Annotated in this window: 18 protein-coding genes and 1 pseudogene; 9 read left to right on the forward strand and 10 right to left on the reverse strand. The window is 72.0% G+C overall.

Annotation, left to right across the window (positions count from 1 at the left end; genetic code table 11):
- Positions 1–10 precede the first annotated feature (10 nt).
- Positions 11–208, reverse strand: a pseudogene (locus tag ACWCXX_RS27985) (PaaI family thioesterase); the annotation flags it as partial.
- 344 nt (positions 209–552) lie between these two features.
- Between ACWCXX_RS27985 and ACWCXX_RS27990 the strand changes: the two are divergent.
- Both ACWCXX_RS27990 and ACWCXX_RS27995 read left to right on the forward strand, forming a co-directional pair.
- Entirely contained in the window at positions 553–1911 is a 1359-nt protein-coding gene (locus ACWCXX_RS27990) for a diacylglycerol/lipid kinase family protein (RefSeq protein WP_451131915.1), read from the forward strand.
- Entirely contained in the window at positions 1904–2509 is a 606-nt protein-coding gene (locus ACWCXX_RS27995; RefSeq protein ID WP_451131917.1) for a phosphatase PAP2 family protein, read from the forward strand. The genes ACWCXX_RS27990 and ACWCXX_RS27995 overlap by 8 nt, the downstream gene beginning before the upstream one ends.
- An 88-nt stretch (positions 2510–2597) precedes the next feature.
- Here the strand turns inward: ACWCXX_RS27995 and ACWCXX_RS28000 are convergent, their stop codons facing one another.
- The 3 genes from ACWCXX_RS28000 to ACWCXX_RS28010 form a co-directional block, all read right to left on the reverse strand.
- Positions 2598–2885 (reverse strand): hypothetical protein, encoded by a 288-nt coding sequence (locus ACWCXX_RS28000; RefSeq protein ID WP_451131919.1) that lies wholly within the window; start codon positions 2883–2885, stop codon positions 2598–2600.
- 338 nt (positions 2886–3223) lie between these two features.
- Complete coding sequence (locus ACWCXX_RS28005; RefSeq protein ID WP_451131921.1) at positions 3224–3802, reverse strand: hypothetical protein; 579 nt, start codon at positions 3800–3802, stop codon at positions 3224–3226.
- 286 nt (positions 3803–4088) lie between these two features.
- Entirely contained in the window at positions 4089–4904 is an 816-nt protein-coding gene (locus ACWCXX_RS28010; protein ID WP_451131923.1) for an RraA family protein, read from the reverse strand.
- 515 nt (positions 4905–5419) lie between these two features.
- Between ACWCXX_RS28010 and ACWCXX_RS28015 the strand changes: the two genes are divergently transcribed.
- From ACWCXX_RS28015 to ACWCXX_RS28030, 4 genes are read left to right on the forward strand one after another with little or no spacing between them, the layout of a single operon-like run.
- Positions 5420–6664, forward strand: a complete 1245-nt coding sequence (locus ACWCXX_RS28015) for an ABC transporter substrate-binding protein (protein WP_451131925.1) — start codon at positions 5420–5422, stop codon at positions 6662–6664.
- Positions 6643–7569, forward strand: a complete 927-nt coding sequence (locus tag ACWCXX_RS28020) for a carbohydrate ABC transporter permease (protein ID WP_451131927.1) — start codon at positions 6643–6645, stop codon at positions 7567–7569. Before ACWCXX_RS28015 ends, ACWCXX_RS28020 begins: the two co-directional genes overlap by 22 nt.
- Positions 7570–7578: 9 nt before the next feature.
- Complete coding sequence (locus tag ACWCXX_RS28025) at positions 7579–8490, forward strand: carbohydrate ABC transporter permease (RefSeq protein WP_451131929.1); 912 nt, start codon at positions 7579–7581, stop codon at positions 8488–8490.
- Between the two features lie 49 nt (positions 8491–8539).
- Positions 8540–10525: a right-handed parallel beta-helix repeat-containing protein gene (locus ACWCXX_RS28030; RefSeq protein WP_451131931.1), complete on the forward strand. Its 1986-nt coding sequence runs from the start codon at positions 8540–8542 to the stop codon at positions 10523–10525.
- Between the two features lie 539 nt (positions 10526–11064).
- On the opposite strand, the gene ACWCXX_RS28035 is transcribed toward ACWCXX_RS28030, so the two are convergent.
- Both ACWCXX_RS28035 and ACWCXX_RS28040 read right to left on the reverse strand, forming a co-directional pair.
- On the reverse strand, positions 11065–11799 hold the full coding sequence (locus ACWCXX_RS28035; RefSeq protein WP_451131933.1) for a GntR family transcriptional regulator: 735 nt from the start codon (positions 11797–11799) through the stop codon (positions 11065–11067).
- A 295-nt stretch (positions 11800–12094) separates the two neighbouring features.
- On the reverse strand, positions 12095–12919 hold the full coding sequence (locus ACWCXX_RS28040; protein WP_451131935.1) for an amidohydrolase family protein: 825 nt from the start codon (positions 12917–12919) through the stop codon (positions 12095–12097).
- 153 nt (positions 12920–13072) lie between these two features.
- Here ACWCXX_RS28040 and ACWCXX_RS28045 point away from each other — a divergent pair, with 153 nt between their 5' ends.
- Both ACWCXX_RS28045 and ACWCXX_RS28050 read left to right on the forward strand, forming a co-directional pair.
- Positions 13073–14971 carry a hypothetical protein gene (locus tag ACWCXX_RS28045; protein ID WP_451131937.1) on the forward strand — a complete coding sequence of 633 codons (1899 nt, stop codon included), beginning with the start codon at positions 13073–13075 and terminating at the stop codon, positions 14969–14971.
- Positions 14968–15924, forward strand: coding sequence for an aldo/keto reductase (locus tag ACWCXX_RS28050; RefSeq protein ID WP_451131939.1), 957 nt, complete (start codon positions 14968–14970; stop codon positions 15922–15924). The genes ACWCXX_RS28045 and ACWCXX_RS28050 overlap by 4 nt, the downstream gene beginning before the upstream one ends.
- Positions 15925–15990: 66 nt before the next feature.
- Here ACWCXX_RS28050 and ACWCXX_RS28055 read toward each other — a convergent pair whose 3' ends face one another.
- The 4 genes from ACWCXX_RS28055 to ACWCXX_RS28070 all read right to left on the reverse strand — a co-directional run bounded on the left by ACWCXX_RS28055 (position 15991) and on the right by ACWCXX_RS28070 (position 20092).
- Positions 15991–16350, reverse strand: a complete 360-nt coding sequence (locus ACWCXX_RS28055; protein ID WP_451131941.1) for a hypothetical protein — start codon at positions 16348–16350, stop codon at positions 15991–15993.
- 271 nt (positions 16351–16621) lie between these two features.
- Entirely contained in the window at positions 16622–17317 is a 696-nt protein-coding gene (locus ACWCXX_RS28060) for a response regulator (protein ID WP_451131943.1), read from the reverse strand.
- Complete coding sequence (locus tag ACWCXX_RS28065; protein ID WP_451131945.1) at positions 17289–18524, reverse strand: sensor histidine kinase; 1236 nt, start codon at positions 18522–18524, stop codon at positions 17289–17291. Before ACWCXX_RS28065 ends, ACWCXX_RS28060 begins: the two co-directional genes overlap by 29 nt.
- A 320-nt stretch (positions 18525–18844) precedes the next feature.
- On the reverse strand, positions 18845–20092 hold the full coding sequence (locus ACWCXX_RS28070) for an MFS transporter (protein WP_451131947.1): 1248 nt from the start codon (positions 20090–20092) through the stop codon (positions 18845–18847).
- A gap of 208 nt (positions 20093–20300) precedes the next feature.
- On the opposite strand from ACWCXX_RS28070, the gene ACWCXX_RS28075 reads away from it, so the two are divergent.
- Positions 20301–20762: an SUKH-4 family immunity protein gene (locus ACWCXX_RS28075; RefSeq protein ID WP_451131949.1), complete on the forward strand. Its 462-nt coding sequence runs from the start codon at positions 20301–20303 to the stop codon at positions 20760–20762.
- Positions 20763–20782: the final 20 nt, after the last annotated feature.

Here is a 20782-nt window from a genome sequence, read left to right on the forward strand (position 1 = left end):
TCTGCTGCCCCTTGGCTTCGACGGTGAGTACTTCGGAGTTCTCGGGGAACAGGGTGAGGGCGGCGTAGCCGCCCTCACTGTCCGCGATAGTGCTGGTGGCTCCGGCGTGGACGCAGCCGTGCTGCTGGGCGACTTCGGGGCGGTTCGGGAGGGTGATGTGTACGCGGCCGGGGCCGATGTGGGTGAGGTGCGCGCCGAGGTGGGTCATGAGGCCCTGGCGGTCGAAGCTCTCCTGGACGCGTTCGCGGACCGCGGGGCCTGCCTGTTCCGGTCGTGCGGGGCCCTCCGCGTCTTCCTCCTTCGGGGGCGTCACGGTCTTCGGGCGGGGCGGAGCAGGGGTTCGTCGGCCGGGCGTTGCGTGAGCAGGAGTCCGCCGACGGGGATCATCATGGCACCGGAGGTCCGGGGGGCGGCCCGCTCGCGCGGTCCCGCCGGGTTCGCCGGCCGGGGCTCACCCGCCCGGCGCGGCCGGGATGATCCACGGACCGAAAGCACGCAGGCTGGTGGAACGGGCGAGGCCGGGAGGCGGAACACGGTATGGGGCGAGGAGACATGAGTACGGCACGGACGACGGACTCCGGCGGGGGCGCGGCCGCTCGGTTGCTGGCGCGTCTGGCCGTGCTGACGGCGGTCGGGGCCGTGATCGTGCTGGTGTTCCCCCTGGGCGAGGGCGGGCTGCTGGTCATCGGGGCCGGGCTGCTCGGGCTGGCCGTCTGCGCCGTCGGTGTGTGGTGGTTCCTCGCGTACCGCGGCGTGGTGCGGCTGTTCGGCGCTCTCGTCACGGTCGCCTCGCCGGTCGGTGTCGTGCTGCTCTTCGCGCGGAACGGGCTGTGGCTGACGGCACTGGCCGCGTTCCTGTGCTGGGCCGTGACACTGTCCTGCGCGCGGGCGGCGTTGCGGAGGTCGCGTCCGGAGCGGTCGCGGCAGAAGGTGGCCGCGCCCCGGCCGAAGCGGCCGGTGCTGATCATGAACCCGAAGTCCGGGGGCGGGAAGGTGGGCCGCTTCGATCTGGCCGAGCGGGCGAAGGCGCTGGGGGCCCGGGTGATCCTGCTCGATCCGTCCGCTCCCGCCGACGTGGCCGCGCTGGCCCGCGACGCGGTGGCCGAGGGCGCGGATCTGCTCGGGGTGGCGGGCGGCGACGGCACCCAGGCGCTGGTCGCGGCGGTCGCGGCCGAGCACGGTCTGCCGTTCCTCGTGGTCTCCGCCGGTACCCGCAACCACTTCGCCATGGACCTCGGCCTCGACCGTTCCGACCCGGCCCGCTGCCTCGACGCGCTGACCGACGGCGAGGAGCTGCGGGTCGACCTCGGTGACGTCGCGGGCCGGGGCTTCGTCAACACCGTGTCCTTCGGCGTGTACGCGGATGTCGTGCACCGTCCGGAGTACCGGGACGACAAGGCGGGCACAGTGCTGAGCCTGATGCCGGACCTGCTCGTCGGCGAAGGGGTGCGGCGGCTCGACGCACGGGTCGACGGCGTCGCGCTCTCGTCCCAGCAGGCGCTGCTGGTCAGCAACAATCCGTACGTCTCCCCCGACGACGTCACCGGCAGCGGCCGTCGGTCCCGGCTCGACGAGGGTGTGCTGGGCGTGCTGGGCATCCGGGTGGAAAGCGCGGTGCAGGCGGCGGAGCTGGCCGTGCGGGGTTCGCAGTCCACGGGGCTGACCGTCATGACCGCGCACCGGGTCGAGGTGACGTCCGACGCCGACGAGATCCCCGTGGCGGTGGACGGCGAGGCGCTGCGCATGCCCACACCGGTCGTGTGCACGTCGCGGCCGGGCGCGCTGCGGGTCCTGGTCCCGCGCGACCGGCCGGGCGTGGCCCCGCCCGCTCCGCCCGTGGACTGGCGACGGCTCGTCGGCCTCGCGTTCGGCCGGGTCGGCGAAACCCCCGAAGGGCGGCACCGTGGCTGACCGCGAGACCTCCGCGTCCGTCGCATCGGTCCGCCGTACCGCGGCGGCCGTGCTGGGCGATCTGCAGGCGATCGACGGGGCCCTGTACGCGGCCGTGGCCGCCACCCCCACGCCCACGCTGGACCGTGCGCTGCGGCGGTTGTCGCACACGGCCGACCATTCGAAGATCTCGCTGACCGTCGCGGCCGGCCTCGCGCTGAGGCCCGGCCGTGCCCGCAGGGCGGCGGTGGCCGGGGTCGGCGCGGTCGCGCTGGCTTCGGCGGCGGCGAATCTGCTCGGCAAGAGAATGGTCCGTCGGCGCCGGCCCGACCGGGAGCAGGCCCGGGTGATCGTGGACCGGCACGTGCCCATGCCGCAGTCGGCGTCCTTCCCGTCCGGTCACACGGCATCGGCGACCGCGTTCGCCACGGCGGCGGGCGTCGTGCTGCCTCCGGCGGCGGTGCCGCTCGGGGCGCTGGCCGTCGCCGTCGGCTACTCCCGTGTCCACACGGGCGTCCACTATCCCGGTGATGTCGCGGCCGGTGCGGTCCTCGGCTTCGCCGCCGCCGCCGTGTCCCTGGCCGTCGGACATGCCCGGCTGCCCCGCGGCGTGGTCTGACCGGCCGCGCGAGGAGCGGCGGGCCGGATGCCGGACGAGGCACGGAACCGGCACGGGCCGTCCCGCCCCTCCCCCGGCCGACGGCCCGTCAGACCAGCAGCAGGGTCAGGGCATGCATGACGAACATCGCACCGGTGAGGACCGCGATCGTGCCGAGGGACATCTGAATCCAACCGCAGGCCGTGCTGAATGCGACGACGGCGCCGAGCACACCGGCCGTGCCCAGGAGCGCCCCGAGCCAGAACCCCGGCCCTTCGAAGAAGCGGGACAGCACACCGATCGCGGCCAGCATGGTCAATATGCTTCCGACCTGCCCCGGGGTCGGGGCGCGGCGCGGCGTACGGCGGGCGGACGCACGGGCGGGGTCCGAGCGCATGGGGTCCTCCTCGGGGACGGGGCGGAATCTTCCCGGGGCGCGCCGACGGCGGGAGCGCACCGGCGACAAGGACGACGGGAAGAAGGTGACGGGTTCCGTCCGCTTCCGGCACGAAAGCGGACGGAACCGCCGTCTCCGTAAGGAAGCCTCACGTTCTCTCCTCACCGCCCCGCTCTGCCCGAGAGCCTGCCCGGACCGCGCGTCGTGTCCGGACGACTGCGGCGCAACCGCCTGGTCCTCCACCGGCCTCGGCAACGGTGTCCTCGTGCTGCACGGGGACGGCGAGGGGGAGCCGGGCCCGCCGTCCCGTTCCGGATGCGCGGGCCCGGTTGCCGGGGTCAGTGGTGCAGGGCGTGGTGGGCCAGGCGGGAGCGGGCGGCCCGGGTGCTGATTCCGAGCGCCCGGCCGACCTCGTCCCAGGAGGGGCCACCGGGGGTGTCGATGTCGAACGCGACGTCGGTCGTGGCCTGTTTGGTGAGGCGCTCCAGGGTCGCGGCGGCCCGGACCGCGGCCAGGGGTTCCTCGTCGACCAGGCGGATGAGGCGTTTCCCGAGCTGGTCGATCAGTGCGGTGACGTCCGGGGGCACGGGCACGGTGCCGGCCTGTACCTCGGCGATGTGGGTGTCCCGGTCGTTCTCCGGGCCGCTGGTGTCGAACAGGTACGGGCGGCGGCGGTCGACCTCCTGCCAGTCGAGCGGATAGCGGGCGGTGCCGCGCCAGCCGCACGAACACGCCCCGCGCATCTCGGTGGCGGCCGGGGCGCGGAACGTACCGTCGTAGACCCACCAGTCGGTGCTCGCGTGCATCGTCGGCCCGCTCCCGGTGTCGAAGTACACCGGCCCCGGTTCGGTCCCGTCGGCCAGCAGCACGCCGGGCCGTCCCTCGTGCTCGGCACCGAATTCCTCGGTCTCCCACATGTGACGCGCTCCTCCCCACCGGCCCGAACACCGGTGACGCTCGAAGACCCGGCGCGGCGCGGCGCATCCGAAGCACCACCCCTCCCAGGGCCTGCCCGGTCTCCTCCACGACACTGCCCGCATCACCCCCGGTCCGGCACGCGAACACCCGAACCGGTGAACGGCCATTGCTTCTGCTGGACCGGGTCGTGCGAACGGTCCGGGACGGGAAGGCCGCGGGTCTCGGGCCGGTCTCGTGCGTTCGCCGGCCCGGCCCGTTCGCGCGGGTGGTCCGTGTTCCGGTGTCTCAGTCGGCGGAGCGGCTCGCCAGGTACTCGGCCATGCCCGCGCCGGTGAGCGGGTAGTAGTCGGACAACCTGGCGCCCTCGTCGAGGCGTTGCCGTGCGAACGCCTCGCGGTCCTGGTGCAGCAGCGCGTCCTCGGCCAGGGGCACGGCGCTGTGCTGCGGCACCACGACGGCGCCGTCCTCGTCGGCCACTATGAGGTCCCCGGGGGTCACCAGGGTGCCGCCGACCCCGACCGGGACGTTGAACGCGGAGGGGAAGAGCTCCGTCTGCGACGCGTAGTGCGGGGTCACACCGGTGCACCAGACGGGCACGCCCAGGGCGCGGATGCGGGCGGCGTCGCGCACTCTGCCGTCCACCACGATGCCCGCGCCGCCGCGGAGTTTGAAGTAACGCACCAGCATGTCCCCGAGGCAGCCCGTGAAGTGGCTCGCGTATGCCGAGACGACCAGCACGTCGCCGGGGCGGATGGACTCCAGCACACCCCACAGGGCGGTCTTGCGCTCGATGTCCTCCTGTTCCGCGCCGGAGAAGACGTCCTCGCGCTGCGGGAGGAACTGCAGGGTCACGGCGCCGCCGGTGACCTTGACGTCCGGTTCCCGGTGCAGTGGCACGGGGCCGTCGATGAAGGTGCGGGTGATGCCCATCTGGTGCAGCTTCGCGCAGGCGGTGGCGGCGCTCACGTCCGCGAGTGCCTCCACCATGCGCGCGGTCGGCCGCACGAAGGACGAGGTGTGGACCGGCGCCCGCATCGATGTGTAGGTCTCCGCCTCCCCCGTCGACGGCGCTTCTCGGTCCCCGGTCGGGTTCATTCGCATGCCTCTCCGCGCACTCCGCCGCACGCAACGCCAGTGACATTATCGCCTATCGATGGTAGATAACAGCCGACCATTGTGAACTGTCAACAGTGCCAGGAGAGTTCAGTGCCCACAGCATCCGCCTGCCGGTCCGACGCGGCGCGCTGCGGAACGTTCGCCCCTTCGGTCCGTGCAGCCCCGCCGCGGCGCCCGGCCGGACGTACCGCTGCCGGGGTTCGAGTTCGAAGCGCACGACGGATGAGGGAGCAGGGGCAACTCCGGGTCCGTACGGGCGGATTGGCTGCAGCACCCTTGAACATGCCGGGGTGCCACCCATAGCATCAGTAATCGATAGACGATAGTTCCCCGAGTGGGCCCAAGGTGCCGGGCCACCCCCGGCCCCGCCCTCCCAGCGCGTCGGCGAGTCCCCGTGCCACCCCGGCAGCTCGCCCGCCCTCCCCTGCCTGCGGAGCCGCAAGCCGGCAGGAAGAGCCGACTATCGATCACTTACGACTACGCAAGGGAGCGTGTCTCGAATGAGAACTGTCTGGCGCCGGGCCTGTGCTTTCGCCGTGGCTCCGCTGGTGATGGCCTCCGCCGTCGCCTGTGGCGGCGGCTCCGGCGACGACGCGGGGGGCACGACCCTGCGCGTCATCGTCAACATCTCTCCGAACCTCACGGAGAAGTACTGGAACGACCTCTTCGCGCGGTACGAGAAGAAGCATCCCGGTGTGAAGGTGAAGCTGGAGCTGACCGGCACGATATCGGCGAACGCCAAGCTGACCCAGGATCTGGCGGCGGGCGACCCGCCGGACGTGGCCCAGCAGATCACGCCGACGGCGGAGAACGTCTCCCTGTTCGCCGACCTGTCGGACCAGCCCTGGGCGGCCGACACCCCACTGGCCGAGCAGTACGCCATCGACGGCAGGCGCTATGTGGTGGGGGTCGGTGAGCAGATCCAGTCGCTCGTCTTCTACAACAAGGCCGCCTTCGCCGAGGCCGGGGTCGACGCGACGAAGATCCGGACTCTCGATCAGTTCACCGATGCCATGGGGAAGTTGAAGTCCGCCGGTTACAAGCCGTTGCAGACGGCCGGGCAGTGGGTGACGGGGGCCCAGTTCTCCATGATGGCGGACGCCGGTGTCCTCACCGAGAACCCGAAGTGGACGGTCGAGCGCCACGACGGCAAGGTCTCCTTCGCCGACAGCGGCTACCTGCCCTACTTCGAGCACTACAAGGAGTGGATCGACTCGGGCCACCTCGACAAGAGCGCCCTCGGTCTCACCTACGCGGACGGCCAGACCGCCTTCCTGAACGGCAAGTCCGCGATGTACATCATGGGTTCGTACTTCGTGCCGGCCGCGGACGCCGCGAAGAAGAGCGACGACATCGGCGTGTTCACCATGCCGACCGACGGGGCGTACCCGTCGGGCCAGTTCGGCAACATCTCCAACCCGTACGTCGTGGTGAACAAGTCGCGGCACAGGGCCGAGGCGATCGAGTTCGTCAAGTGGCTGGTCACCGACCCGGTCGCGATCAGGAGCCAGCTGGCCGCCGACGGCAATCTGCGGGAGGGCTTCAGCTACCCGATGTCCAGTCTCGGCACCTCGGTGCAGAAGATCCTGGACGGTGCGCCGTCGGTGCTCGTCAAGTCGGGCCCCGCACAGCCGATCGCCGGCTTCGGCGACGAACTCAACAAGCAGGTCCAGTCCCTGTACACGGGTGCCTCCGCCGAGGACGCCGCCGAAGGATTGGACACGTGGTGGAACTCGCAGAGCTGACCCGGCGGGAGCACACGACCGCCCGGCGGCGCGCGCGGCTGCGGGAGACCGCCGTCTCCCTGGGCCTCCTGGGGCCGGCCGTGCTGCTCTACACCGTGATGACCGTGATCCCGGTGGGCGTCGCGGTGTATCTCAGCCTGACGGACTGGGACGGCTTCTCGCCGTCCCGGTTCATCGGCCTCGACAACTACCGGCACCTGTTCGACGACCCGAGTTCGAGCGATGCCTGGTACGTGACCGCGCTCATCGCCGGGGCCGGCACCGTGCTCATGGTCGGCGCGGGCCTGGTGTACGCGCTGGTGCTCAAGGGACGGTCGCGCACGAACTCGTTCTTCCGGGCCGTGGCCTACTTCCCGCACGTGATCAGCGCGCTGATCCTCGGGTATCTGTGGGCGGCGATCCTCGGCACCAACGGCGCCGTCAACAACACCCTCGCCAAGTTCGGCATGGAACCCATCGGGTTCCTCTTCGACGAGGAACTCGCGCTCATCACCCTGATCGGGGTCATCGTGTGGGCCGGGTTCGGGTTCAACGTCGTGCTGTTCGTGGCGGCGCTGCAGACGGTGCCGAAGGAACTGCTGGAGGCCGCCGCGATCGACGGTGCCACCCGGCGCCAGACCAATCTGCGCGTGGTGGTCCCGATGATCGCGCCGGTGGTGACCGTGGCGACGGTGCTCAACCTGGTGGGCCTGATCCGGGCCTACGACATCGTGGTGAGCCTGACCGGCGGCGGGCCCGCCGGTTCGACGCAGACGTTCACCTATCTCATCCTCGCCCGTTCCTTCGAGGGCACCAAGGTCGGTTACGCAACGGCCCAGGCGGTGTTCCTGATGGTCGTGTCCGCCGCGCTCGCCCTCCTCGTGACGGCGCTGCGCAACCGTCAAGATCAAGCCGCGGCTGGTTAGGAGCAGGTGGTGGTCGTAACCGAGGCGAAGGTCCGCGAGGAGCGGACGGCACCGCCGGTGCCCGGCACCCGGGCCCGGCGCGAACGGCGGCGCGAGCCCCGCTCGCTCCTGCGCCGGGTGCTGCTGGGCGTGTTGTTCCTCGTCATGGTCGTGCCGGTGTACCTGCTCGTCGTGAACGCGTTCAAGTCGCAGGAGGAGATCCTCGACAGCCCGTTCTCGCTGCCGCTCGGCGGTCTGACGCTGGAGCACCTCTCCGCGGCCGTCAGCAGCCCCCAGTACAACGTGATCGGCGGCTACGGGTTCACCCTCTTCCTGGTCGTGGTCGTGGACGTGCTGTGCATCCTGCTGGCGGGACCGGCCGCGTACGCGATCGCGCGCAGTCTCAGGCGCCGCACGCAGCTGGTGCTGCTGTACTTCCTGGCCGGCACCTTCATCCCCGGCGCCGCCGTGATCATCCCGGTGATCTACGTGCTGCGCGAAATCGGGCTCGCGAACACCGTGACCGGTCTGATCGCACACGACGTGGCGACGACCCTGCCGGTGAGCATCTTCCTGTTCGTCGGCTTCATCCGCACCATTCCGGTGGACATCGACCACGCGGCGACCATCGACGGGGCGGGCCGGCACCGGACCTTCTGGACCATCGTCTTCCCGCTGATGCGTCCGGCGGTCGTGACGGTGCTGATCCTCAACTCCATAGGAATCTGGAACGACTTCGTCAGCCCGCAGATCCTGCTCAGCCCGTCGTCCGGGCACTACACCGTGACGACGGCGATCTACGCCGGGATCAGTCAGTACTCGACCGATCTGACCAAGGTGTTCCCCAATCTGCTGCTCGCGGTCGCGCCCGTGATCATCTTCTTCATCTACATGCAGCGCCACATCATCAGCGGCCTCACGGTCGGTGCGGTGAAGGGATGAGCCGGGCCCGCCGTCCGTGGACCGTCCGTCGAAGGAGAAAGGACATGCAGTGCTGAGGAAATGGTGGTCACAGTCCCGCCGGGGCCCGTGGTCCGCGGGCGCCGTGCTCGCGTCCCTGTCCGTGGTGGCGGCCGCCGTACCGGCCACCGCCGTGCAGGCCGAGGAGGGCCGGACCTACTACGTCGCGCCGTCGGGCCGGGACACGGCGGACGGCCGCACGGCCCGGACCCCGTTCCGGCACATCCAGCGGTGCGCCGACGTGATGGGGCCGGGCGACACCTGCCTGATCATGTCCGGCACCTACCAGGAGACGGTCGTGCCCGCCCGGTCGGGCACCCCCGGGCGGCCGATCACCTACCGTGCCGCCGAGGGCGCGCAGGTGACGATGAACGGCGCCGACCGCGTCCGGGGCTGGTCGAAGGTCACCGACCGGGACCTCGCCGAGATCGCCGAGACCGACCCGTACGCGGCGGCCTCGCCGTTCGGCGAGGCCGTGAGGGCGGGACGGATCCACAGCACCCGCGTGGACCTCGGTTCCGACGTGACCACCGTGCAGGTGTTCACGGACAAGAAGATGGACGTCGAGGCCCAGTGGCCCCACCCGGGCCCCGACCTGCTCGCCCCGACCCTGCAGTACGCCGGGGCGGGCAGCGCGGAGGCCACCATCGCCGACCCGGCGCTGACCCGGCCGGCCGGGTACTGGGACGGCGCGCGTGCGCTGACCGGCTACTGGTACGTGTCGGCGACGGCGAAGGTGAAGAGCTCCGCAGTCGGTTCGGTGACGCTGGACGCGGCGCCGCCGTGCGTGCACAAGGTCGTGCCGAAGGAGACCCGCTACGCCCTGGCGGGCAAGATCGGCGAACTGGCCCACCCGGGCACGTGGTTCTACGACCCCACGGCCAAGCGCCTGTACCTCTACAGCGAGGACGACCCCGGCCGGCACACGATCGAGGCGAAGTCGCGCACCCTGGCCTTCGACCTGACCGGCGCCGGCCACACCTCGGTCGTCGGGATCGGCCTGTTCGCCTCGACGATCAGGACGGGCGAGTCCAGCACGGGCGTCACCCTGAACGGCATCACCGGGAAGTACCTGTCGCACTACACGGACATCACCCGGGGCGCGACGGACTGCGGCTCCACGGTGACCCGTGGCGTCGCCGACACCGGCATCGTCCTGAACGGCACCCACAACAGAATCGTCAACAGCGACCTGTCGTTCAGCGCCGGGAACGGGATCGCCCTGCGCGGCCAGAACAACACCGCGACGGACAACATCATCCACGACGTGGACTACATGGGCACGTACGCGGCGGGCATCGCGGTCCAGGGCAACAGCCAGACCGTCATGAACAACACCATCTCCCGGGTCGGCCGCAGCGGCATCAACCTGCAGTGGAACACCGTCGGCGGCCTCGCCCCGGGCCCGGACCGGATCGCGTACAACGACATCTCCGGGTACGCCCGGCTGAGCCTCGACGTCGCCGCGATCTACACCTGTTGCAGTGCCTGGATGATGGGCTCCTCCCTCGACCACAACGTGCTGCACGACCCCGCGCCGGCCACGACGCTCACCACGTTCGGGATCTCCGGCATCTACGCGGACAACGGCCAGAGCGACCTGGTCATCGCGAACAACGTGGGCTGGGGGAACCGTGAGGGCACGGTCATGCTCAACGGTCTGGGCACCGGCTCGCACGACAACGGCGTGTACAACAACACCGGCGGGATGACGTTGTTCTACGTCAGGGAACCGGGGCAGTCCACGGGAACGAAGATCTACAACAACGTCGGCCCGATCCGCGGCCTGGACGGTGCCACGGACGGCGGGCTGGTGCTGTCCGCCAATCTTCCGGCCGATGTCGATCCGCTGTTCGTCGATGCCGCGCAACACGACTACCGGCTGTCGGAGAAGTCCCCCGCGCGCAACGTCGGAATCGCGCTGCCGGGCATCAACGACGGGTCCACGGACCCGGCCCCGAGCCTCGGCGCCCACCAGTACGGAGCGCCCAAGTGGACGGCGGGAGCCCGTCGTTAGCAGCACGGGTGAACGAAGGGTGGCCCGTGCCGGAGCTCCGGCACGGGCGCGGTTGAGGCGGCGGAGAGTGCCGTGTTGGCCAGGCCCAGTCGCCGCGCCGAATCACCGAACTTCCCCAGCACACCGGAGAAGACGAGTCCCTGCATCACGGCAGTGGGAATGACGGCCTGTGCGTCACCCACCGATGCCGGCACCCATATCCCCGTGAGCGATGCCGCCGCCGTCCCGCCCCACGCGGGTGAACGTCGGGCGGCCACCATGTAGCACATCAGCATGGGGCCCGGTGAGTTCGCGACGGGCCAGTAGCCGCACAGGACGTACACCGCCCAGGTCCGTAGCAGGCGAACATGACCGTCACCGTGCAGGTGCGGCGCAGCGCCGTGACCAGGTCGACGGCACACGTCAGAGCTATGCCGAGGGCGTCCGGCGGGGGCCAGTGCGGTGGGCGGGACACCGGGTTCGCCGACGGTGCCTCGACCGGAACGGTTCGCCGGCCTGCGGCGAACCGTTCCGGTCCCGCACTGGTGCCGGGAGCGGAACTAGCGTTTCCTGGCGGTGGCGGACGTGCGCGGCTTCTTGGCCGCGCGCGCGTCCGGCACCGGTCCGCGGCCCGCGGCGTGGTCGGCGAACGCGTCGGCCGCCTTGTCGGGGTCGCCGGCGCGCAGCAGGTTCACCAGGCGGCCGTGTTCATCGGCCATCGCCTGCCGGTCCCCCTCGAAGAGGGGATCGGAGATGGCGCGCAGGGCGCGCAGGCTCGGTTCGAGTACTTCCCACATGCGGGTCAGGAAGGGGTTGCCCGCGATCCGGCCGACCGTGGTGTGGAACTCGATGTCGGCGTCGCGGAAACTGCTGACGTCGTTGGCGGTCGCCGCGGCGCGCATCCGTTCCACCAGCGCGTCGAGTTCGCCCAGGTGTTCCTCGGTGAGGTTCTCGGTGGCGAGTTGCGCGGCCAGCCGTTCCAGGGGTTCTCGTACCTGGCGGGCGTACTCCGCGTCCTTCGAGGAGATCTCGACCACGAAGTGGCCGCGGCGCGGGATGTGCATGAGCAGGCCCTCCCGGGCCAGTTGTTTCACCGCTTCCCGTACCGGGGCCTGACTCACCCCCAGACGTCTGGCGATCTCCGATTCGACCACTCGGTCGTTCGGCGCGAGGTCGCCCTCGACGACGGCATGGCGGAGCAGTTCGTACACCTGGTCGGAGATCAGGGTTTTACGGAACCGGTCCTTGTTGGTGGCCAGCGTGGAGACGAACCCAGCCGACGCGTTCGATGCCATGAAATCCCAATCCTGCAATGTGGGGAGCCGGTTGAGTCATGATACGCGGTCATCGTCTATCGATGGGCGAATCCCGAAGATCGGCCGGTCCGGGGGTGGATTCGTGCACGTCACGCGCCCCGGGAGGCCGGTCCTGCCACGGGGGCGGGGCCTCTCCGGTCCGTCCGGGAGAGGCGGGCCGAGGAAGGCCGTCCCGGGCTTTCGCGGGGCCCGGACCGGCCCGGTCGACCGACAGTATTCATTCACCATCTATCGCCTATCGATCAATGATCGAAGCAGTGCGGTCCGAACGCTGTCAACCGCGCAGCCCGTACACGCGCACGGCCGTCGTGTGCAGCACCTCCCGCCGTTGCTCCTCGGGCAGATGGGCGGTCCCCGATCCGGCCGCGGCCAGCGAATCGACCCGCGAGCCGCGGGGCAGACAGATCGGCCAGTCCGAGCCGACGAGGCACCGGGCCGGGCCGAAGGCGTCGACGGCGTGCCGGACCAGGCGGGCGATCCGGGCGGCGGCGACGCCGTGCTGGGTGAGCAGGCCGGAGATCTTCATCACCACGTTCGGCAGCGCGGCGGCTCGTTCGAGGTCCCGGTACCACTGCGCGGGCTCCGTCCGAAGGTTCGGCGGGTTGCCGAGGTGGTCGACGACAACGGTCAACTCCGGGTGCCGGGAAGCCGCTTCGGAGGCTGTCCGCAGAGCACCGGCACCGAGGTTGAGTTCGAGCACCACGCCCGCCCCGGCCAGCACGGGGACGAGCGCGCGGGCCCGTTCCGGTGTGTCGGCCCACGTCCCCCCGCTCAGCCGCATCCCGTTGGGCCGGGTGTCGCCCAGCTCGTCGAGCAGGGCCCAGAAACGCTGCGGCCCGGCCTCCCCGTGGACCTGCAGGTTCGCCACGTATCCGGCGACCAGGTCCGGTCGGCGCAGGCGCAGATCGCGCAGGGCGAACGTCTCGCCGGTGTCGCCGCGGCCCGCCTCGACCAGGACGGTTCCGGTCAGGCCGCACCCGGCGCCGGACTCCTCCAGGTCGGCGACCGAGAACTCCCGGTGGTGCGCGGACCCCGGGGGGATCCACCCGAACCCCTCCGCCGGATCCCACAGATGGGCATGGCAGTCGATCACGGACATCACCCTCCACGGGAGCGTCGCCGACGTATTGACACGTCGGTCCGTGCCCATGAGTCTAGCCATCGGTAATCGATGGGCGATTATGAAGGGCCGGGTGTTCTTGGTGCTCATGACCGGGCGAAGCGACGGCAACTCCCCGACGGGGGCGGGCCGATGACGGCCTGGGACGCCATGCGGACGCCGGAGCTGAGGGCGAGCCGCCGGGTCGTCGACGTACCGCGGTGGGCCGTGCTCGAACGGAAACTGTTCGCCGCCCAGGACAAGGCGTGGCGGACGTTCGCCGACCGCTACACCGAGCGCGACGGCCGTCTGGTCTTCCACGACTCGCTGGGGCACGGCCTGGACGGCCGTGACGGCGTGGACGACTTCTACGAACCGTTCTTCAACTGGCCGACGCTGTACCTGCTGGGCGGCAGCGCGGACCTGCTGACCGCGTCCCGGCGGCACTGGCGCGGGGTCACCGCCCAGCTCACGGAGATGGGCATGTTGGAGGCCGGCCTGGAGCGCGGCTACGACTGGTTCCACCAGGGCGAGGGCATGCTGCTGTTCTACGGGCTGTGCCTGGCCGATCCGGGCGATACGGAGCTGCGGGAACTCGCCTGCCGTTTCGCCGACTTCTATCTGCCGGGCGGGCCCAACTACGATCCCGGGCACCGGGTGATCCGCGCGCCGCACAACGGCTCCGCAGGCCCGCGCCCGGGGTTCAGCGACCACGACACGTACTTCCCGTGGAGTGCCGCCCTTCGCCCCTACGGCCTGCCGCTCGAATGGATCGACGCCGCCGCGCCCTTCGACGAGCTGGCCGCGTCCCCGGAGCGGGCCCGCGCCTACGGCCGGGAGATGTGGGACCGGATGGGGCGCGGGGACACGATCGTCAACCTCGCCGCGACCGGTCTCGCCGTCAACGCCCATCTGATCGGCGGCGAGAAGCGTTACGCGGACTGGGTCGCCGAGTACGTCGGCGCGTGGCACGAGCGGCTGGACGGCCGCGACGTCGTGCCCGACAACGCCGGTCTGAGCGGGGTGGTGGGCGAGTACCTGGACGGCCGCTGGTACGGCGGGCACTACGGGTGGTCGTGGCCGCACGGGCTCTCCCCCGTGGGATCGGCCACGATCATCGGGGCGTCCAACGCGACGCTGCTCACCGGCGAGAAGGGCTTCCTGGACCTGGCCCGCAACCCGCTGGACACGGTGCTGCGGCACGCCGAGCGGCGCGGCGCCGACGGGATGGGCACCCTCGGCAGGCGCTGGCAGCCGCATCTTCGCGCGACCCCCGGCGGGCGCACCCTCATGGTGCCCCAGCGGCACGACGACTCCGGCTGGTTCGACTACACCATCATGCCGACCCAACTTCCCATGTCCCTCTGGCACTTCAGCCGCGAAGAGGTGGACCTGGAGCGCATCGAGCAGCTCCGTTCCACATCGGAGTGGGACTGGACGACGGTGCACACGCAGCGCATCAAGGACGAGGCCGGTCACGAGGAGCCGTGGTACGAGTACCTGGCCGGCCGCAATCCGGACTTTCCCGAGCGGATGCTGCGCAGCGCCCTCGCCGTCTGCGCCGAGCGGGTCGCCTCGATCGAGAACGACGCGGTGGACCCGGCCGTCGGCCCGGACGCCCTGGGAATCCATCACTGGCAGGACCGCAATCCGGTGCTCACCGAGGCGCTGTTGCAGCTGACCACCGGGTCCCCGCAGGTGCTCTACAACGGCGGCCTGGCGCAGTTGCACCTGCGCTACCACGACGCCGTCGAACGGCGGCCGGGGCTGCCCGAGGACGTCGCCGCGCTCGTGTCCGACGTGCGGCCCGACCACACCGTGGTGGAACTGGTGAACCTCGGCGACGTCCCGCGTTCGGTGGTGGTGCAGGCCGGTTCGTTCGCCGAGCACCTCGTGCACACCGTCCGGCTCGACGACGGCCCCGTGCACGACGTCGAGGGGCCCTTCTGCACCGTCGGGCTGCCCGGGGGGACGCGGGTGCGGCTCACCCTGACGATGACGCTGCGGGCGGGCCGACCGAGCTACCGGTCCCCGTGGGAGGTGGCACGATGACCGGTTCGCCGACGGCCGGGGCGCCGCTCCGGCTGCCCTTCGAACTGCCCCGGCTCGGGATCGGCACCGCCCCGCTGGGCGGGCTGTTCCAGGAGGTGACCGAGCCGGACGCGGCCGCGACGCTGGAGGCCGCGGCCCGTGCGGGCATCAGGTACTTCGACACGGCGCCGCGCTACGGCCACGGCCGGGCCGAGGAGCGGCTGGGCCGTCTGCTCGCCCCGGCCGGGATCACCGAACCGGTGATCTCCACCAAGACCGGATGGCTTCTGCGGCCCGGGGCGGACGGGGCGGCGGGAGAGGTGGTGACCGACTGGACGGAGGCCGGGATCCGTGCGTCGCTGGAGTCGAGCCTGACGCGTCTGGGGCGCTCGTCGGTCGACATCCTGTACCTGCACGACGCGGACGACCACCCGGAGGAGGTCCGGCGCACGGCCTATCCGGCGGTGTGCCGGCTGCGGGAGGAGGGGCTGGTCCGGGCGATCGGGTTCGGCATGAACCACAGTGGTCCGCTCGCCGCGTACGTGGCGGAGTTCGACGTGGACGTCGTTCTCGTGGCGGGCCGGTTCTCGCTGCTCGACCACGAGGCGCTGGAGACCTTGCTGCCGTTGTGCGCGAAGACCGGTACGGCCGTGGTCGTGGGCGGGGTCTTCAACACCGGGCTGCTCGCCGACCCCGCCCCCGGTGCCATGTTCAACTACCGTCCGGTACCCGCGGAGGCGCTGGCCCGCGCGCGGCGGTGCGGTGAGATCTGCGCCGAGTTCGGGGTGCCGCTCGCCGCGGCAGCGATCCAGTTCCCGTTCCTGCATCCGGCGGTCACGTCGGTGGTCGTCGGCTGCCGGTCCGCGGCCGAGGTGACGGCGAACGCCGCCGCGTACCGGTTCCCGGTCCCGGACCGGTTGTGGGTCCGGCTCGCGGAGGAGGGTTTCGTGCCCGCGCGGCTGGTGGCGGGGTGATCCGGGCGGTGCCCGGTCCGGACCGCCGGGTCCGGACCGGGCACCGGTGTGCCGCCCCGTACGGGTTCAGCCGGTCGTCGCCCGTGCGTCGCCCGCCGCCCCGATCCGCGCGGTCCGGCGGACCCACTGGGCCAGGGTGAGCTGCCTGGTACCGGCGGAACGGGCGGAATCGCGTCGGCGGGGGGCCGGTGTCACGGCCCGGTCCGTCTCCCGGTACCGGCCGCCGGTGTTCTCGGCCAGGGCGTCGCGGAGGAGGGACAGGTGGGCGGGAAGGGCCGTACGGCGGTCGTTTCCGGGCCGGAGGGCGGGGTGCGTCGTCAGGTGGGTTTCCATCGTGACCGCCTCCTCGGCTGCGGGGGACGTACGGGCGTGGTCGTCGGCCGGTCGTGCACCGGTCGTGCTGCGCTGCGTGGTCGCGGTGAGCATGGGGCGGGTCCTTCCTGTGCGGCGGGGCCGGTCGCGGGGGCCGCGCCCGGGGTTCGGTGCGAACCAGGAGGGGCGGGGCCGAGGCGAGGGGCACGTACGCGGTCCCGCTTTCTCCCACGGGGCGCGTCCGGTGTTCGACATCAGTTTTCCCCGACGCGGCCCCTCGCACGTCGTCCCTCCGCAGCGTTTCCCGGCTACCACGGCTGCGGTATCCGTTCCCGCCCCCCTACACCACGGGCCGGGCCGCCCCCGGCCCGTGCCGGACCTGCGGTTATGCGGGTGCCCGCGACGGCCCGGGTTCCGCCGCCGGGCTGACCAGGCCGCACTGGTAGGCGATGACCACGAGCTGGGCCCGGTCACGGGCCGCCAGCTTCGTCATGGCCCGGTTGACGTGGGTCTTGGCGGTCAGCGGGCTGACGAACAGCCGCTCCGCGATCTCGTCGTTCGACAGCCCGAGCGCCACCAGCCCCACCACGTCGCGTTCCCGTGGCGTCAGGCACTCCAGCCGCTCGTGCACGCCCGCCGGGCACGGCTCCGGCTGCGCGAGGAAGCGCTCGATCAGCACACGGGTCGCCGACGGGGACAGCAGCGCCTCACCGGCCGCGACGGTGCGCACGGCGTCGAGGAGTTCCTCGGGCCGGGCCCCCTTCCCCAGGAAGCCGCTGGCCCCGGCGCGCAGGGCCTCGGCGACGTGCTCGTCGTCCTCGAAGGTGGTCAGGACGAGGACCTTCACCCCGGCGAGGTCCTCGGACTCGCTGATGTGCCGGGTGGCGTCGAGGCCGTCCATCTCCGGCATGCGGATGTCCATCAGGACCACGTCGGGACGCTGCTCGCGCGCCAGCTCCAGCGCTTCCTGCCCGTCGGCCGCCTCCCCCACCGTCTCCATGTCGTCCGTGGAGTCGAACAGCATCCTGAAGGTGCCCCGCAACAGGGCCTGGTCATCGGCAAGCAGTACGCGGATCGTCATGCCCGTCTCTCCTCGGTGGTTCGCCCATGGCCTGGCCGGGGCGCAGGGGCAGTTCGGCCGTCACGGTGAAGCCGCCGTCCGGGCGCGCTCCCGCGTACAGCCTGCCGCCGACCGTGGAGGCCCTCTCGCGCATCCCGATCAGCCCGTGCCCGGTCCCCGGGCGGGCCGGTCTCCCGCCGGTGCGTCCGTCGTCCTCGACGGTGATCGTCAGCCGCTCGGGGTGGTAGTGCAGGAACAGCCGGGCGTGGTCGGCCCCGGCGTGCTTGTGCACGTTGGTCAGGGCCTCCTGCACGATGCGGTACGCGGCCAGGTCGACGGCCGGGGCCAACGGCTCCTCGGTGCCCAGCCGGGTGTGGCTCACGGTCAGACCGGCGTGTTCGAACGAGGCCAGGAGCGCCGGTACGCGGGCGAGGCCCGGCATCGGATCGCGCGGTGTCTCCGGGTCGCCGGACTGCCGCAGCAGTCCCACGGTCACCCGTAGTTCGTCCAGGGCCGAGCGGCTGGTGTCCCGGATGTCCTCCAGCGCGGCCAGGATCCGTTCCGGGCGCCGTTCCACCAGGTGGGCGGCGACCCCGGCCTGGGCGTTGATCAGGGCGATGTGGTGCGCGACGATGTCGTGCAGCTCGCGTGCGATCCGTACCCGTTCGGCCGCCACCCGCTGCTGCGCCTCCTGCTCGCGCGTGCGCTCCGCGTGCTCCGCCCGTTCCTCCACCGCCACGACGTAGGCGCGCCGGGAACGCACCCCGTCCCCGACGGCCGCCGGCAGGGCGGTCCACGCCAGCATCGCCGCGTTGTCGGGGGCCAGCCACGACCGGGGGTCGCAGATCACGGCCGCTCCCACCAGGACGGTGGCCGAGAGCGACGCCGCGGCCCAGGTGACGCGTCGGTCGGTGAGCACGGCGACGGTGTAGACCGACACCAGGACCGGGCTGATCACCAGGGGGCTCTCCCGGAACCCGAGCACCTGGAAGGCCACTCCGCAGCCGACCGCGACGGCCAGTACGCCGACGGGGTGACGGTACCGCCACAGCAGTGCCGCGCAGCCCATTCCCGCGAGCACCACGGCGGACCAGCGCAGGGAGAAGCGGCGTTCGTGCGGTACGACCGAGGCGGCCACGACCGACATCGCGAACAGCACCGTCACGCCCAACACGTGCAGCACACCGTTGCGGTCCCGCCGCTTCCACCCGCTGATCACCACCGCCATGCCACCACCGTAGGGGCGGCGGCCGCGTCGGGCATCGCGTCGGAGGGCCGGCCGGCCCGCGTCCGCCGGCCCCTGCGCAGCCCACCCGGCCCGCGGACCCCTCGGGACGCGCGATCGGCGACCCGGGCCGTTCGGGCGGCGGTCCGGGCCGTTCGGGTGCCGGGGCGACGGTCCCTCCACCGTGTCGCCCGGTGGCCGGCCCTCTGCGGTGCGCAAAGGACTTCCCGCCGACGGCGCCCGGCCCCGTCGTCACGGGCGGTTCCCGCGACGTATCGCTCCGCTTCCGTACCGGGCGCGCCCCTCCCGTCGCCGAAGGTTCTTCACTTCCCGGGGGCCGGTGGTCCGCCTGGGCCGATGCGGCGGCGGGAGACCGCCCACGCGGCGCCCACCAGCGCGGTGACGAGTGCGAGGACGGCGTACGCGGCCGGGTAGGAGACGGAGGCGGCGACCGCGCCTGCCGCGAGGGCGCCGAGCCCCGTGCCCGCGTCGAAGCCGACGTTCCACGCCGTGCCGACGGACGACCGCGCCTCCTCCCCCGCGGCGGCGAAGGCGTGCACGAGGGTCAGGTTCTGCAGGCCGCCGTACGCGACGCCCACGGTGAGCATGCCGACGACCAGAAGGGCCCTGCCGGTCGTGCCGGGGCCGTGGGCCGCCCCGGCACCGATGGCGGCGAGTCCGGCGGCGCCGACGAGGAGGAGCGGTGCGATCGCCGGGGCGGCGCCCCTGCGGTCCGCGAAGCCGCCGAAGGCCCAGCGGCACAGGGCCGAGGTCCCGGTGAACACCAGGAGCGCCAGGTACACGGTGGTCGGATCGGGATCCAGGCTCGGGGTGAACGTGAGCACGGCGCCGCCGGCCGAGGTGATCGCGAGCAGCGCGGCGATCGGCCCGGTCAGGGCGCGGCGCAGTGCGGCGGTGTCGCGCCGGTCGGCGGACCGGCCGGGGCCGGCGGCCGGGCGGTCGTGGGCGCGCAGGGCGCGGGCCACGGGCGGGGCGAGCGGAATCGCGAGCAGCGGGACGACGGCGAGCGTGAACACCGGCCCGTATCCGACCTGTTCGGCGAGCCAGGGCGAGAGGGGGACGAGCAGGAACTGCGGGGCGGCGATCGCCAGTCCGTAGGCTCCGACCGCGCGCCCGCGCCGCGCGGGCTCGACGAGGACGGCGACTCCCATGGCACCGCAGACGGTGATGATCCCGAAGCCGAGGCCGCGTACCGCCGCGAGCGCCGTCACCGCCCACACGTCGTCGGTGAGGAGGTGCGCCGGTGCGGGGGCTCCGAGCAGGCATGCCCCGAGCGTGAGCGTCCGGCGCCAGCCGAGGCGTTCGAGCGTTTTCCCCACGAGCAGTTGGGCGATCACCGTGCAGAACATCATCACGGCGTTGACCGCGCCGGCGCCCAGTTCGTCGGCCCCGCCGTCGAGCACCCAGAGGGGAGCGACCGGCATCAGCAGCGCGACCCCCGCGAAGCCGAGCGCGGTCGAACCCAGCAGGGCCGGCATGCCCGGCGCCCGCCAGACCGACGGGGCGCCTTCGGCGCGGCCTCTCGCATCGTTGGTCCGTCCATCCAGCATTCGGCAGATGGTATACCGAGGCGTCGGGGCCGGGCAGTTGCTCCTCGTTCCGGTCCCCGCCGTGCTGCTCGTCCGGCAGAAGGAGCCGGCCGCGGGCAGCCGCGCGGGAGCCGGCGGCGCCCCGGCGACGGCCGCGCCCCGGCCCGGGGGTGATCACGGGGGTCCACCGGGTCGGTGGAGTGTCAGTGGGGCGGGCTACGTTCTCGGCATGGACGACACCGAACTCGCCTCGCTCCTGGCAGGATGTGCCCGTTTCCCCCACCCCGGTGCCTGGCAGGACCCCCCTTTCGCGGAACGCACGGCCGGCGGTGTGCGGTACGCCCTGGTCGCGGTCGATCCGGGGCTGAGCGCGCTCGGGGTACGGCGCGACGACGGATCGGTGTGGGGCCTGCCGGAGGACGGTGCTCCTCACTTGGTGAACTCCGGTGTGGAGGCGTTCGTCGCTTTCAACCGCGCCTACGAGGAGGCCGCCGACGAGGCCGCCGCGTACGAGGGGCCCTGCGACGGTGCCGACGACGCCGGGGCCGTGGATCTGGCCGAGCAGGCCGCCGACGCGCTCACCGATGCGTTGGTGGAGCGGTTCGAGGCGCTTGACGCCGGGGCCGTTGCCGACGAGAACTCCTTCTGGTGCACCGCCGCCGAGGAACTGGGCTACGGCATGAGCGTGTGACCGCGCGGAACACGGACCCC

It is taken from the genome of Streptomyces sp. NPDC001732 (assembly GCF_053596315.1).